The sequence below is a fragment of the Parafilimonas terrae genome (assembly GCF_900115755.1).
Taxonomy (GTDB): domain Bacteria; phylum Bacteroidota; class Bacteroidia; order Chitinophagales; family Chitinophagaceae; genus Parafilimonas; species Parafilimonas terrae.
Window position 1 is genome coordinate 114300 of sequence record NZ_FOXQ01000005.1, and the last position, 14145, is coordinate 128444.

Genomic DNA, 14145 nt, shown 5'->3' on the forward strand with positions numbered 1-14145 from the left:
TGATAAAGATTACCGTTTGTGCAATAATAAAAATTTAAAATAACTAAAGCCTTTAACGTTTTTACAATGTTTGCACAAATCCCGGGGGATTTTGAAAGCCGCGGGGTTTGTTGAGATTGAAACTATATTGCTTTGGCGGGCTATTTGATATATCATTTTAAAAAACGCATGAGCCTTTCTCTCTATAAAAAGAAAAGAAGCTTTACTAAAACACCGGAGCCCACAGGCGGCAAAGCTTTAAAAAATGAATTGCTGTTTGTGGTGCAGAAACACGATGCATCGCGCCTGCACTACGATTTCCGGTTAGAAATGGAAGGTGTTTTGAAAAGCTGGGCTGTGCCAAAAGGGCCTTCCCTCAACCCGGAAGACAAACGTTTGGCCATGATGGTAGAAGATCATCCTTTTGATTACAGAACATTTGAAGGCACTATTCCCGAAGGCAATTATGGCGCAGGCACTGTGATTGTTTGGGATGAAGGCACTTATACACCGCTGGAAGACACAGGCGACAAAAAAGAAAATGAGAAGACCCTGTTGAAACAATTAAAGGCCGGCAGCGTAAAGATCGTGATGCATGGAAAAAAACTAAAAGGTGAATTTGCTTTGGTGAAAACCAATTACCAAGGTGAGAATAGCTGGCTGCTGATTAAGCATAACGATAAATATGCATCTGAGAAAGATGTTACATTAAAAGATAAATCTGTTATTTCTAAAAAAACAATATCGCAGGTTGAAAAAACAAGCAATAAAATATGGGCGGGGAACCGCGCAAAAACAACGGAAAAAAAATCTGCAAAGCAGGTGAACAATAAATCTGCAAAGCAGGTGAACAATGCAAAGACAAAACCTGCAGTTAAAAAACGTGGCGTAACTGTAACAAAAAAGTGAAATCTATTATGCCGGAGTTGTCCGCTGCCCAAATTTCTCCATAATCAGCTTTAATCATAATTTTACCTGTTTTTAAAATTGTTTGAATTCGGTTAACGAATAATAATTTCAGGCAATTTGAGATAGGTTATGTTGTAATTAAAAAAGGAGATTAGAAGCATGGAACAAACAATAGCCTGCGCATCGCAGCAAAATATTAAACCAAGATATCAAAAGCCAAACTGGTTACGTGTAAAATTGCCTATTGGCGAAAATTATAAACATGTACGCAGCCTTGTAGATACGCATAAGCTTCACACTATTTGCGAAAGTGGCAACTGCCCCAATATGGGCGAATGCTGGGGAGCTGGTACGGCAACGTTCATGATATTGGGCAACATTTGTACCCGCAGTTGCGGGTTCTGCGCTGTGGCTACCGGCAGGCCGGAGCCGGTTGATTGGGATGAGCCGCAGCGTGTGGCAGAAGCCATTCATTTAATGAAAGTAAAACACGCTGTAATTACCAGCGTTGACCGTGATGAGTTGAAAGATGGCGGTTCAACTATATGGTATAACACGATCAAAGCTGTAAAAGCCTTAAATCCCGATACAACACTTGAAACGTTAATCCCGGATTTTAAAGGCATACACGAACAAATAGAAAAAGTTGCTGAAGCAGCGCCCGAAGTCATCAGCCATAATATGGAAACTGTTGAACGCCTTACACGCCAGGTCCGCATACAGGCAAAATACCGCCGCAGCCTGGAAGTGCTTAGGTATTTAAAGGAATTAGGCGTTCGCACCAAAACGGGTATTATGCTCGGCCTCGGCGAGACCAAAGAAGAAGTAATTGAAACCATGAACGATCTTGCCGCGGTAAACCTTGATGTGCTTACCCTCGGCCAATACCTGCAGCCCACAACCAGGCATTTGCCGGTTGAACGTTTTGTGCATCCTGATGAATTTGCCGAATTCAGAGAGATAGGCTATTCATTGGGTTTTGATTATGTAGAAAGCGGCCCGCTGGTACGCTCTTCCTATCACAGCGAAAAACATGTGGTGCCAGGCTATGGCAGGCAAATTTGGCTGGGCGAAAAGGTGAATTAATACGCTGTTTCCACAAAAAAGTATTAAATCTGTTTTAAAGAAAGCTTTACAATGCGAAAGCTTTCTTTTTATATTCAATTTACCTATTTTTGCGCCCCGTTTGCGGATGTGGCGAAACTGGCAGACGCACCAGACTTAGGATCTGGCGCCGCAAGGCATGTAGGTTCGATTCCTATCATCCGCACTTTTTTTGTTGTTGACAGGTTTATAAATTATTAGCTGATAGGTGTTTACTTATCAACTTGTCAAACCTTTCAACGATTTAACTTACTACATTATGGCAACTATTACACGCGAAAATATTGGACAGCTTAATGATAAGCTCACCGTAAATCTTTCAAAAGAAGACTATATGCCTTCTTTTGAAAAAAGCTTAAAATCTTATGCAAAAAATGCCAATATCCCCGGTTTTAGAAAAGGGATGGTTCCATCCAGTCTCGTAAAAAAAATGTATGGGCAATCTGTTTTTACAGATGAAGTTTTGCGTACCGTGGAAAAAGAATTGAATAACTACGTTGCTAATGAAAAGCTCGATATTCTTGCGCAGCCCATTCCTTTTGAAAATGATTCGCGCCAGCTTGATATGAACAATGCCGGCGATTACGCTTTTGCATTTGAAATTGGTTTAAAACCCGATATCAATATTAATCCAGGTGAACTTAAAGGCACTTTTTATAAAATACAGGTAGAAGACAATGTGGTGGAAGATGAAGTAAACCGCCTTCGTTCCCGCTATGGTAAAATGACGGAACCTGAAACCGTAAGCAACGAAGAAGATGTTTTGAATGTGAAATTTGCAGAAGCGGATGCTGAAGGCAATGCAATTGAAGGTGGCATTGAAAAAGATAATTCTTTACTGGTTAAATATTTTACGCCTGCAGTGCGGGAGCAACTGATGGGCAAAAAGAAAGATGATACTGTTCTCATTCAGCTTAACAAAGCTTTTGAAGATAAGGAAAGGGATTTTATAATGGAAGACCTTGGTTTGGATAAAGCTGATGCAGCTGCTACGGAGAAATTTTTTAATCTTACTATTACTAAAATTGGTTTTGTAGAAAAGGCTGAATTAAATGAAGAATTCTTCAAGGGCATTTATCCCGAAGGAAATGTAACCAACGAAGAAGAATTTCGCAATGCTGTGAAAGCAGATATTCAGAAATATTACGATGCTCAAAGCAGTAACCAGTTGCAGGATCAGTTATATCATCATTTGATTGATCATGTGCAGGTTGAATTTCCTGAAAAATTCCTGAAACGCTGGCTGGAAGTGAGTTCCGAAAAAGCAAAAACACCGGAAGAAGCCGAGAAAGAATTGCCTACCTTCTTAAACCAGCTTAAATGGACGTTGATCAGCAGCAAGCTGATTAATGAGAATGCCATAACGGTTGAAAGGGATGAGGTTAAAGATTATGCCATAAGGCAGATAAGCAGTTATATGCAGGGCCAAAGCCTGGGCGATATGCCCTGGCTGGATGAATATGCCAACCGCATGCTGAATGATCAGAAATTTGTTGAAGAAACGTATATGCGCCTTCAAACAGAAAAGCTGTTTAAGCTGCTGGAGGAAAAAGCCAATAAAACAGAAGAACCTATTTCGCTGGAAGAATTTGAGAAGAAGGTGCACGATCACCATCATCATTAATGTTAGCAACCGTAATTAGTTGTAAAAAATAAACAAACGGGTTTCAGTAGATTAAGCTGAAACCCGTTTTGATTTGGTATTCAAATTTTTTATTAAACCCGGAGATAAATCTACAATTACACATTTGGGTCATTCAGAATAAGTGTTGTAATGAAGGAATGTTTTCCGGCAATCTTGACTGATGGTGAATTGTTATAATAAATATTGAATCATTTTTAAAATGGTAAATGATTCTGTATGATTTGTAAAGAATTTGCCGGAGATTATCGAATTTATCGGTATAAATCGGTTTTCCTATTTCAGGATATTGCTTGAGAACTTTGATTTTTTCTTTTAATGTTGCAATAAACCTTTTTGCCGCCGTTGGTGAATCAATTGCTATAAAACTATAAATGTTTTTTAAATCATTAAGAGCTGGTCTTGTATAAAACAGGTTCACCATTCTTCAGATAGTTTATCAACCTGGTCTTCAGATAAGACTTCACTTTTTTCCATCGCTGCTAATCCCTTTTTTATTTTTTCAAGCAAAACAATCTCTTCAATAACGAGCTCCACATCCGTGAACTCTTCTTCAGGCATCGCTTCTATAACCTCTATGATTTGGCGCTTACTAATCATAAAATCCTTTATTCAAATTTAACGATTAAACACTAATATAAATTTAAAGTTGTCCTCAATTACATCAGCCATAAATCCCATCAATCACACCTTTAAATTTTTCCAGCACTACTTTTCTTTTCAGGCTCATTTTAGGAGTCATTTCGCCGGTTTCAAGGCTCCATTCGGCGGGCAGCAATTCAAATTTTTTTATCTGTTCCACATGGTTAAATTGCTGGTTCAGCTCTTCCACAACCGTTTCATATTTTTTTAATACTTCAGCATTCTTTACAGCATCCGCGTTAGAAGTGAAAGGAATATTATGCAATTCCATCCAGGTTTTTAAATAAGCAAAAGCGGGAACCACCAAGGCGCTTACAAATTTTTTACCCTCACCCACCACCATTATCTGCTCAATAAAAGGGCTGCCTTTAAATACATTTTCAAGCGCCTGCGGCGCCACATATTTGCCGCCGCTTGTTTTAAAAATCTCTTTTTTGCGGTCGGTTATTTTCAGGAATTTATTATCCACCCATGTCCCGATATCGCCGGTGTGCAGCCAGCCATCAATAACTGTATCGGCTGTAAGGTCGGGGCGCTTGTAATACCCTTTCATTACGGTAGGGCCTTTCACACAAATCTCACCATCTTCAGCAAGCTTTACTTCAAGGCCATCAATTGCAGGCCCAACAGTTCCTATAAGCGAGTCGCCCGGCGAGCTCCACCTGTTTACGGCAATAACAGGGCTGTTTTCCGTGGGGCCGTAGCCTTCATACACAGGTATTTTGGCCGCATTAAAAATGCGCAGCAGTTTTACCTGGCAGGCAGCGCCGCCGGTAATAATAAATTTAATATTGCCCCCAAGTGCTTCCCGCCATTTGCTCAGCACCAGTTTGTTGGCAATAGCAAGTTTTAGTTTATAAAATGATGATGCTGCGGCAGGCGTTGCATACTGTTCGGCAAGGCCAACACTCCAGAAAAACAATTGCTTTTTAATGCCGGTTAGCTGGCGGCCTGTTGTCATAATCCGCTCAAAAACTTTTTCCAGCAAACGCGGAACCGTTGTAAATCCATCGGGTTTAATTTCTTTTAAATTGGCGCCAATGGTATCAAGGCTTTCGGCATAATAAATTCCATTACCGCTAAATAAATAAATGTAGCTAACACATTTCTCAAAAATGTGATTCAACGGCAGAAAGCTCAGCACCTTGTATTGCGGCGCGTCAATAAACGGGAAGCTTTGCTTGCTGAAAATTACGTTGGTATAAATATTTTTATGTGTGAGCATTACACCTTTTGGCGTACCAGTTGTACCTGATGTATAAATAATAGTAGCCAGGTTTTCCGGCGAAATGGTTTTCTTAAGTTCTCCTGTTCTTGCACGGGATGCATCTGTTGCCAGCGCTGAAACAGCGGTCCATTTTTCAACGCCTTCAATATCATCAAAACTGTAAATTTTTTGTAGGGATGGAACATTGGGTTTAATGCTGTTTATTTTATCATACAATTCCTTATTGCTTACAAACATGTATTTAACCAATGCATCATTCAGTATAAATTGAATTTCGTTTATACCGGTTGTGGGGTACAGCGGTACAAGTACAGCGCCGGTTTGCTGTACGGCCAGGTCTGTAAAAATCCATTCGGGCCGGTTGTTACTTATAATGCCTATTTTATCCGATCCTTCATCGCTGTAATCGTTGCCGCTAATGCCTAATTCAATCAGGCCCGCAGTTAATTCGTCAACAATATTTTTTACTTCTTGTGTGCTGTATGTTTTCCATTGTCCATTCTCTTTAGCAGCAAGCATATCCTGTTTGGGAAAATGTTGTAGCTGGTGGTTGATGCAATCGAACAAACGTTTTATTTCCATTCTCAATCGTTGAAAAATAAAAATACAACTTTTGGCAGTTGGAAATCCGGCAATCCGTTTTAATTCACTGGCCGCATAATTAAACGGCCAAAACGAAGTAACACGTTATCTGTTAAATAATTATCATGTTCTTATCATTCAAAAAAATTTAAACAGTTGTTTAAATCCATTTCCTATTTTTGCGCCTTATTTAATTTTTCGTTTTATGCTTTCATGTATAAAACCAAGCTTTACAAAGGGATGGAGTTATGAGCAAGCAACCGGTAATAATTTTATTAGCGTTATATTTCTTTGTTAACCCCGCGCAGGCACAACAAACACAGGACTCAACTTTAACGGCAGCAACATTAAATGAATGCGTGCAATATGCTTTAGCGCACCAGCCACGCATACAGCAGTCGTTACTTGATGAGCAGATTGTTGATGCCAACATAAAAACAAAACTGTCAGAATGGTACCCACAGCTTAACCTTGATTATTCGCTGCAGCATTATTTTAAAACGCCGGTTTCTGTAATAAACGGCACCCCTGTTTCCACTGCCGCCAAAAATTTTTCAACTGCTTATTTTTCTGCTACGCAGAATATTTTTAACAGGGATGTTTTGCTGGCCAGCCAAACTGCAAAGAATGTGCGCACAGAAGCTTCGCAGCTTACAACCAATAATAAAATTTATTTATCGCTTAATGTGAGCAAGGCTTTTTATGACGTACTGCTTTCGCAGCAGCAGATTGATTTGGTTGACCAGGACATAACCCGTTTAAGCAGAAGTGTAAGAGATGCATATAATCAATATAAAGCAGGCGTAGTTGATAAAACAGATTATAAGCGGGCGCAGATTTTACTCAACAATGCGCAGGCTCAAAAGAAGCAATATGCCGAAGCAGTTAAATCAAAATTTTCAGTTTTAAAACTGCTGATGGGCTACCCGCAAAATGGTAGTTTTTCACTGGTGTATGACAGTGTTCAGTTAAGAAATGAAATTTTCCTTGATACGCTTCAGCAGGTAAATTATGAAACCCGCATAGAATACCAGATATTAAAAACCGAACAAAGCTTATTGCAGGCAAACCTCAAATATTATAAATGGGGTTTTATACCTAACATTTCTGCCTTCGGCAATTATAATTTCTATTATGCCAATAACGAGCTTTCCAAACTTTACAAGAACGATTTCCCATCTTCTTATGTGGGCATTTCTTTAGGCTTTCCTATTTTCCAGGGCTTTAAACGTACATCGCAGGTACGAAGCGCTCAGCTAACACTTGACAGGCTGCAATATAATTTTCAGTCATTGCGGGATTCTATTCAATCAGAATATACACAGGCGCTGGCTGCATATAAATCTGTTTTAAACGATTACAATGTGCAGCGTGAAAACCTTGACCTCGCAAACGATGTTTATAATACCATCAACTTACAATACAAAGCAGGCGTAAAAACCTATCTCGAAGTAATAGTGGCAGAAAGCGATTTGCGGGCGGCGCAGGTAAATTACCTGAATGCATTGTATGAAGTGTTGAGCAGCAAACTTGATGTACAAAAAGCACTGGGCATTTTAACTTATTAAGTATGAAACGTCCGTATAAAACGCTTTTTTCATACAGGGGAATGCACATCAGGGCGTTCCATGAGGCCATTAAAAAAACAAATATGCACGAATGAAACAAGGAGCACAAATTTTAGTTTTTTCGACGATGATAGCAGTTGCCGTTGCCTGCGGAACTAAAGAAAACAACCAGCCGCCACAGGCTGCACCGCCTGTATCTGTAAATATTGACACCGTGCAGCAGGCGCCGGCATTATATTACGACCAATATCCCGCCACCATAAATGCATTAAATCAGGTTGATATTCACGCACAGGTGAGCGGTTATATAACCGGTATTTATTTTAAAGACGGGCAGCACGTAACCAAAGGCCAGCGCCTTTATTCAATAGACCAGCAGAAATATGCTGGTGATTATAACCAGGCTATTGCCAATTTAAAAGTGTCAAAGGCTAACCTGGTGAAAGCACAGAAAAATGCTGACCGTTATCTTGAGCTTGATAAAAATGATGCCATTGCAAAGCAAACTGTTGATAATGCACTGGCAGACCTGGAGGCAGCAAAAATGTCTGTAGAAGCCGCAAAGGCAAGCGCTGCCGCCGTTGAAACCAACCTTCGCTATTCAAATATTTATGCCCCATTTAGCGGTGTAATTGGCATTTCACAAGTTAAACTGGGTTCTGCGGTTTCACCCGGCACCACTGTATTAAACACTATTTCATCAGAAACCTCGCTGGCAGTTGATTTTGCCGTAGATGAAAAAGAAATTCCGCGCTTTGTGAAACTGCAGCAACAGGGTGGCGCTGCCGCGGATTCAGTTTTTTCCATTACGTTGCCAGACGGCAGCGTTTACGATAAGCCGGGAAAAATTGCCCTGCTCGACCGTGCTGTTGACCCCCAAACAGGTACTATCCGCACCAGGCTTGAATTTTCCAATCCGGAAGGCGTTTTAAAACCCGGCATGACCTGTAATGTGCGCATAAAAAGCCTTAATAACAATGCCATTCTTATACCCACAAAAGCTATTACTGAACAAATGGGAGAATATTTTGTGTATGTGGTGGGCGATAGCAATAAAGCTGTTCAAACAAAAATTATCCCCGGCATGCAGATAAGAGAAAAGACTGTTGTGAAAGATGGATTAACAGCCGGTGAAAAAATAATAACGGATGGTGTGCAGAAGGTAAGAAGCGGCGCTGTTGTAAAACCAGCAGCCGATTCAGCACAAGTTCATTAAGCTCAATAGGATTTATGCAGTACAAGTGATGCGACGCAACCGTGCTTAACCGGAGTACTGCAGCTGGTAACCAAATAATTATTAAGAAGATTAGAAATGATTGCAGATACTTTTATAAAGCGGCCTGTAACGGCAATAGTTATTTCAATTGTAATTGTGTTGGTTGGTTTACTGGCAATATTGAATTTGCCGGTGAGCCAGTACCCTGAAATTACACCGCCGCAGGTGCAGATAACAGGAAGTTTTACCGGGGCTGATGCTCAAACCGTGGAGCAAACAGTAACCACGCCTATTGAATCGCAGGTGAATGGTTCGCCGGGCATGACCTACATGCAAAGTAACAGCACCAGCGATGGCCGCACAACCATTAATGCTTACTTCGACCTGAAAACCGATCCAAACATTGCCACGCTTGATGTTCAGAACCGCGTAAGCATAGCCTCTCCGCGCCTGCCGGATGAAGTGAAACAACTGGGTATAACCGTGCGTAAACGCAACCCAAGCATCCTCATGCTGGTGGCCATGTATTCTCCCAAGGGCACACACAGCGTACCTTTTATTGATAATTATACTAACATATACATAAGGGATGCATTACTGCGTGTGCCGGGTGTGGGTGATATTTTTACCCGTGCCGATGATTTCAGCATGCGTGTATGGCTGCAGCCCGATAAAATGGGCCAGCTTGGTTTAACCGCATCTGATATTACCAATGCTTTAAGGTCACAGAACGTTCAAATTGCTGCCGGCTCGGTTGGCGCGCCACCGCAGCAGGGCAGCCAGGCTTTTGAATACACCGTGCTTACCAACAGCCGCTTAAGCACAGAGGAAGAATTTAGAAATGTTATTATAAGAACAAACCCTTCAACCGGCGCCATTACTTATTTAAAAGATGTGGCAAGGGTGCAACTGGGTAAATTCAGCTATACCAGTAATTCTTTTGTTGATGGAAAAAAGGCTTCTTATCTCCTGATTTACCAGGCGCCGGGCAGTAATGCGCTTGATGTGGCCGAAGGTATTACCAAACAAATGGAAGTATTGAAAAAATCATTCCCTTATGACGTTGATTATGTGGTTCCATTTGAATCGGTTTCCGTGGTTAAGGTTTCTATTGATGAAGTGGTTAAAACCTTGCTGGAAGCATTGGCCCTGGTAACGTTAGTGGTGTTTTTATTTTTACAGAATTGGAGGGCAACCTTAATTCCCGTGCTTGCAATACCTGTTTCAATCATTGGCACATTTATATTCTTCATCCCGCTTGGATTTACCATTAATACACTAACCATGTTTGGTTTTGTACTGGCCATTGGCATAGTGGTGGATGATGCCATTGTGGTGGTGGAAGCAGTGCAGCATTATATTGATTCGGAAAAAATATCCGCTAAAGATGCCACCGCCAAAGCAATGCGGGATATATCGGGGCCGGTTGTGGCAATAGCATTAATATTGGCTGCGGTGTTTGTGCCGGTAGGCTTTATACCGGGAATTGTGGGCCGGCTGTACCAGCAGTTTGCCATTACCATTGCCATTTCAGTATTGATATCGGCATTTGTGGCTTTATCGCTCACACCAGCCTTGTGTTCAATAATGCTGAAACCTGAGCACCGGGAAGGCTCATCCCGAAATTGGTTAAACAGGTTTTTTTACGGCTTTAATAACTGGTTTCAACGAACAACTTATAAGTATTCAAATGGCGTATTAAAATCAATTAAGTATTCACGTTATGTGATTATAATACTGGTTTGCGTTGCAGTTGGCACCGTATTGCTTTTCAAATCAAAACCCACAGGGTTTTTACCGCAGGAAGATGAAGGCCGTTTATACATTACTTATGAATTGCCGGAAGCCTCTTCTACCGCCCGCAGCCTGGAAACATTACAGAAGATGATGGATATTGTTGGCTCCACGCCAGGCGTTGCCCACTTTGCAGCTTTGGGCGGTTTGAACGTGGTAACCTTTTCAAGCAAGAGTAACAGTGGCACCATCTTCACCCAGCTAAAACCCTGGGACACGAGAAAGGATAAGGCAGAACAATTGAACGGCATTATAGCATCGCTGCAAAAACAATTTGCCGGAATTAAAGAAGCAAATATTGTTGTAATTCCACCCCCCGCAATCCCAGGCCTTGGCTCAACAGGCGGGTTTACTTTTGAATTGCAGCAACAGGAAAGTACAGACAGTATCAAGCAATTTGAACAAGTAGTGCAATCATTTGTAGGCGCATTGAACCAGCGCCCCGAAATAAGCCGTGCATTTAGCTTTTTTACGGCAAAAACACCCGGCTATCGCGTTAAGGTTGACCGGGAAAAATGCGAAAAGATGGGTATAAATATCTCAGATGTTTATAATACGCTTTCAACATTTTTGGGCAGCAGTTATATAAACGACTTTACCATCTATGGCAGGAATTTTCGTGTAATGGCCCAGGCCGACAGCACGTACCGGGAAAATATTCAAAACCTTAATACCTATTATGTGCGCAACCAGCAGGGAACTATGGTGCCTTTAAGCACGTTAATTTCTTATAACACGGTTGAAAATCCGCCGCTGATCTCGCATTTTAATATGTTCAGAACGGCTGAAATAAATGGCAATGCAGCGCCGGGATACAGCAGTGGTGATGCCATTACTGCTTTGCGGGAAACAGCCGATAAAGTTTTGCCGGCTGGCTATGGATACGAGTTTGGCGGTTTATCGAGAGAAGAAGTAAATGCAGGTAATCAGTCAACTTTAATATTTGCACTGTCAATAGTATTTGTATTTCTTTTCCTTGCCGCTTTATATGAAAGCTGGAGTGTACCATTTTCTGTATTGCTGGCAGTGCCGCTTGGCGCTTTTGGCGCTATACTTACATTAAAGTTTACACCAAGCCTTTCCAATAATGTGTATGCGCAGATCGGGTTGATAACGCTCATTGGCCTTGCTGCTAAAAATGCCATACTTATTGTTGAATTTGCCAAAGAACGTGTGGACAATGGAATGGAATTAGTTAAAGCAACCATTGAAGCGGTTCGGTTACGTTTGCGGCCAATATTAATGACGTCCTTTGCATTTATTCTTGGTGTATTACCGCTTGCGTTGGCAAGCGGCGCCGGCGCACAGGCCCGTTCTACCATTGGGTTTACAGTATTAGGCGGTATGTTTTTTGCCACCTTGCTCGGTATTTTTATAATACCTGTATTATATGTGCTGATTACAAAAGTGGCTTACAGGAAGCGCTTAAAACAAAAGCGGGAAATAAGCTTAAGCGAGTAGATAAAAAGAAAGGACCAGGCTATAACTGTTACCCTGGTTTATCGCATAAAACAAGAGATTGTATAAAGGAGAAAGCATCCGACCGGATGCTTTCTCCTTTATATTTTGTTCAGGAAATTTATTAAACAGAACTTTTAATACGTTAATTCATTTTCTTTTTCAGGCTGCTAACCTGTTCCTGCAAATTGTTTACAAGGCCTGCAAGCTGGTTTACATCCCAGCGTTGCTGCGTATTGGCTTTTGTAATTACCATTTGAGCTTTCCAAACTTCAAGAATATCATCTGGATTAACATGGTAAGGCTCGTATTGTGGGTTATCACTCACAAGCGTGAGCTTGTTTTTATAGCGGTTGTTTTTCATAATACGTTTATATACGATGCCTTCATTTTTAGAAACAACTATATAAGTATTATTGGCCCTTATATCATCCATTGCAGCAACCCTTTCCCCAACAATTACGCTGCCGCTTGGCGTGGGCAGCATACTGTCGCCAATTATTTCAAAAGCCCGGTATTCGCCTGGTGCAAGCATAGGCAGCGTGAAAGTATTCAGCTCATCTATAAATTCCGGATCGGCATAACCGGCAAGATAACCGGCAGCAGCCTTAACCGGCACAAATTGTATTTCATTAATATCGCCCTGCAGTTTTAACTGGCGGCGTTTATCAATATAAGAGCCACCGCCTTTAAGCGCGGTGAGGTCTTTAAGCAGCAGTTCATCAAGGCTTAATTTAAAAATACTGCATAAATTTTCCAGTACGTCAAGCCTTGGTTCGGCCCGTTCTTCTTCATACGCGCCTACAAGCGAACGCTTGATTTTTAATTTATGCGCAAACTCTTCCTGCGTCCATCCGCGCAGCTTACGCAAATACTTCAGGTTTTTTCCGGCATAACTCATAGCTAATGCATTTAGCATGCAAAATACTAATTATTTTAGTTTGAATATTGTTTTTGATTAAAATTTTTCATACCCATCAAAGAAAACAAGCCACGCCGTAAAATAATACCGGCGCGGCTTGTTTAGCGTTCACAGCATTTAAGCTTTTGGTTGTTTCTTTTCGCCAAGCATTAATATTTCATTTACCTGAACTTCGGTAACGTACCGCTTGTTGCCATCTTTATCGGTATAGTTCCGGTTTACAAGCTTTCCTTCCAAAGCAATTTCACTGCCTTTAGATAAAAATTGCTCGGCTATTTCTGCCACTTTTCCCCAGGCAATAATATTGTGCCATTGCGTTTCTGTAATCTTTTCACCTTTGGCGCTGCGGTAGGTTTCATCGGTAGCAAGACTAAAACGGGCCATTTTTTTGCCGCTTTCTGTAGTGCGGATTTCGGGTTTATTACCAAGATTCCCAATAAGCTGGACTTTGTTTTTAAGTGCGTACATAAAATAATTTTTACAGTTTTTTAATTTGTTATCTCAATCACCGGCGGCGCCTTGCCGGTTGACAACACAAAGATGAACCGGTGTGAAAGCCTTAGTCGTATTTTATTCGTTTACTCACGGATGTAACCGTTTGTAAACGTTTGTATGTATGAAGTGATTATCTTTATAATGAATGATTGTATATGGAAGAACCTAAAACCTGCCTTCATTGCGGTAAAACCGTAAGAGGCCGCTCTGATAAAAAATTCTGTGATGATTACTGCCGCAATAATTATAATAACCAGCTAAAAGCCTTATCCAATAATTATGTACGCAACATTAATAATGCGCTTGGCAAAAACCGGCGGATATTAGAATCATTTCTTAATGGTGCAGAAGAAACAGGCAAAACCACCAAACAGCATTTACTGCAGCAAGGCTTTTCGTTTAAGTATATTACACATACATACGTAAACAAAAAAGGAAACACCTATTTTTTCTGTTACGATTATGGCTACCTGCAGCTTGACAATGACTGGTATCTTATCGTGCACAGGAAGAATGAATAATACAGATATGTGCTTACTGAAAATTTAGAAAATATCTTTCAATCAATCCTCATAACCGGCCTTATAATTAATAATGCTGCTTCAT

At 40.9% G+C, this 14145-nt stretch carries 12 protein-coding genes and 1 tRNA gene; 8 read left to right on the top strand and 5 right to left on the bottom strand.

Annotated features, from left to right (window positions below; genetic code table 11):
* The first annotated feature begins 132 nt into the window (after positions 1–132).
* The 4 genes from BM015_RS09910 (at position 133) to tig (ending at position 3616) form a co-directional block, all read left to right on the top strand.
* On the top strand, positions 133–888 hold the full coding sequence (locus BM015_RS09910; RefSeq protein WP_245751347.1) for a DNA polymerase ligase N-terminal domain-containing protein: 756 nt from the start codon (positions 133–135) through the stop codon (positions 886–888).
* 159 nt (positions 889–1047) lie between these two features.
* Positions 1048–1974 (top strand): lipoyl synthase, encoded by a 927-nt coding sequence (gene lipA / locus BM015_RS09915; protein ID WP_090657852.1) that lies wholly within the window; start codon positions 1048–1050, stop codon positions 1972–1974.
* A gap of 102 nt (positions 1975–2076) precedes the next feature.
* Positions 2077–2158 (top strand) — tRNA-Leu (locus BM015_RS09920).
* Positions 2159–2251: 93 nt separating this feature from the next.
* Positions 2252–3616, top strand: coding sequence for a trigger factor (tig, locus tag BM015_RS09925; RefSeq protein ID WP_090657854.1), 1365 nt, complete (start codon positions 2252–2254; stop codon positions 3614–3616).
* A 133-nt stretch (positions 3617–3749) separates the two neighbouring features.
* Here tig and BM015_RS09930 read toward each other — a convergent pair whose 3' ends face one another.
* From BM015_RS09930 to BM015_RS09940, 3 genes are all read right to left on the bottom strand, one after another.
* Positions 3750–4058 carry a type II toxin-antitoxin system RelE/ParE family toxin gene (locus tag BM015_RS09930; RefSeq protein ID WP_090657856.1) on the bottom strand — a complete coding sequence of 103 codons (309 nt, stop codon included), beginning with the start codon at positions 4056–4058 and terminating at the stop codon, positions 3750–3752.
* Positions 4052–4234 (bottom strand): hypothetical protein, encoded by a 183-nt coding sequence (locus tag BM015_RS09935; protein ID WP_090657858.1) that lies wholly within the window; start codon positions 4232–4234, stop codon positions 4052–4054. Before BM015_RS09935 ends, BM015_RS09930 begins: the two co-directional genes overlap by 7 nt.
* 64 nt (positions 4235–4298) lie before the next feature.
* On the bottom strand, positions 4299–6086 hold the full coding sequence (locus tag BM015_RS09940) for an AMP-dependent synthetase/ligase (protein ID WP_090657860.1): 1788 nt from the start codon (positions 6084–6086) through the stop codon (positions 4299–4301).
* A 248-nt stretch (positions 6087–6334) separates the two neighbouring features.
* Here BM015_RS09940 and BM015_RS09945 point away from each other — a divergent pair, with 248 nt between their 5' ends.
* The 3 genes from BM015_RS09945 to BM015_RS09955 all read left to right on the top strand — a co-directional run bounded on the left by BM015_RS09945 (position 6335) and on the right by BM015_RS09955 (position 12125).
* Positions 6335–7654 (top strand): TolC family protein, encoded by a 1320-nt coding sequence (locus BM015_RS09945; RefSeq protein WP_090657863.1) that lies wholly within the window; start codon positions 6335–6337, stop codon positions 7652–7654.
* 91 nt (positions 7655–7745) lie between these two features.
* The gene (locus BM015_RS09950) at positions 7746–8870 is read left to right on the top strand and encodes an efflux RND transporter periplasmic adaptor subunit (protein WP_090657865.1); all 1125 of its coding nucleotides are present in this window, start codon (positions 7746–7748) and stop codon (positions 8868–8870) included.
* Between the two features lie 96 nt (positions 8871–8966).
* The gene (locus tag BM015_RS09955) at positions 8967–12125 is read left to right on the top strand and encodes an efflux RND transporter permease subunit (protein WP_090657867.1); all 3159 of its coding nucleotides are present in this window, start codon (positions 8967–8969) and stop codon (positions 12123–12125) included.
* A gap of 142 nt (positions 12126–12267) precedes the next feature.
* Here BM015_RS09955 and BM015_RS09960 read toward each other — a convergent pair whose 3' ends face one another.
* Both BM015_RS09960 and BM015_RS09965 read right to left on the bottom strand, forming a co-directional pair.
* Positions 12268–13041 (bottom strand): XRE family transcriptional regulator, encoded by a 774-nt coding sequence (locus tag BM015_RS09960; RefSeq protein WP_245751349.1) that lies wholly within the window; start codon positions 13039–13041, stop codon positions 12268–12270.
* 120 nt (positions 13042–13161) lie between these two features.
* The gene (locus tag BM015_RS09965) at positions 13162–13512 is read right to left on the bottom strand and encodes a single-stranded DNA-binding protein (protein ID WP_090657871.1); all 351 of its coding nucleotides are present in this window, start codon (positions 13510–13512) and stop codon (positions 13162–13164) included.
* 182 nt (positions 13513–13694) lie between these two features.
* Between BM015_RS09965 and BM015_RS09970 the strand changes: the two genes are divergently transcribed.
* Positions 13695–14060, top strand: coding sequence for a hypothetical protein (locus BM015_RS09970; RefSeq protein WP_090657873.1), 366 nt, complete (start codon positions 13695–13697; stop codon positions 14058–14060).
* Positions 14061–14145: the final 85 nt, after the last annotated feature.

Excerpts from the sequence above, each read along its gene's own strand:
- lipA (WP_090657852.1), top strand. The coding sequence starts at position 1,048 with ATGGAACAAACAATAGCCTGCGCATCGCAGCAAAATATTAAACCAAGA.
- tig (WP_090657854.1), top strand. The coding sequence starts at position 2,252 with ATGGCAACTATTACACGCGAAAATATTGGACAGCTTAATGATAAGCTC.
- BM015_RS09930 (WP_090657856.1), bottom strand. The coding sequence starts at position 4,058 with ATGGTGAACCTGTTTTATACAAGACCAGCTCTTAATGATTTAAAAAAC.
- BM015_RS09935 (WP_090657858.1), bottom strand. The coding sequence starts at position 4,234 with ATGATTAGTAAGCGCCAAATCATAGAGGTTATAGAAGCGATGCCTGAA.
- BM015_RS09940 (WP_090657860.1), bottom strand. The coding sequence starts at position 6,086 with ATGGAAATAAAACGTTTGTTCGATTGCATCAACCACCAGCTACAACAT.
- BM015_RS09945 (WP_090657863.1), top strand. The coding sequence starts at position 6,335 with ATGAGCAAGCAACCGGTAATAATTTTATTAGCGTTATATTTCTTTGTT.
- BM015_RS09950 (WP_090657865.1), top strand. The coding sequence starts at position 7,746 with ATGAAACAAGGAGCACAAATTTTAGTTTTTTCGACGATGATAGCAGTT.
- BM015_RS09955 (WP_090657867.1), top strand. The coding sequence starts at position 8,967 with ATGATTGCAGATACTTTTATAAAGCGGCCTGTAACGGCAATAGTTATT.
- BM015_RS09960 (WP_245751349.1), bottom strand. The coding sequence starts at position 13,041 with ATGCTAAATGCATTAGCTATGAGTTATGCCGGAAAAAACCTGAAGTAT.
- BM015_RS09965 (WP_090657871.1), bottom strand. The coding sequence starts at position 13,512 with ATGTACGCACTTAAAAACAAAGTCCAGCTTATTGGGAATCTTGGTAAT.
- BM015_RS09970 (WP_090657873.1), top strand. The coding sequence starts at position 13,695 with ATGGAAGAACCTAAAACCTGCCTTCATTGCGGTAAAACCGTAAGAGGC.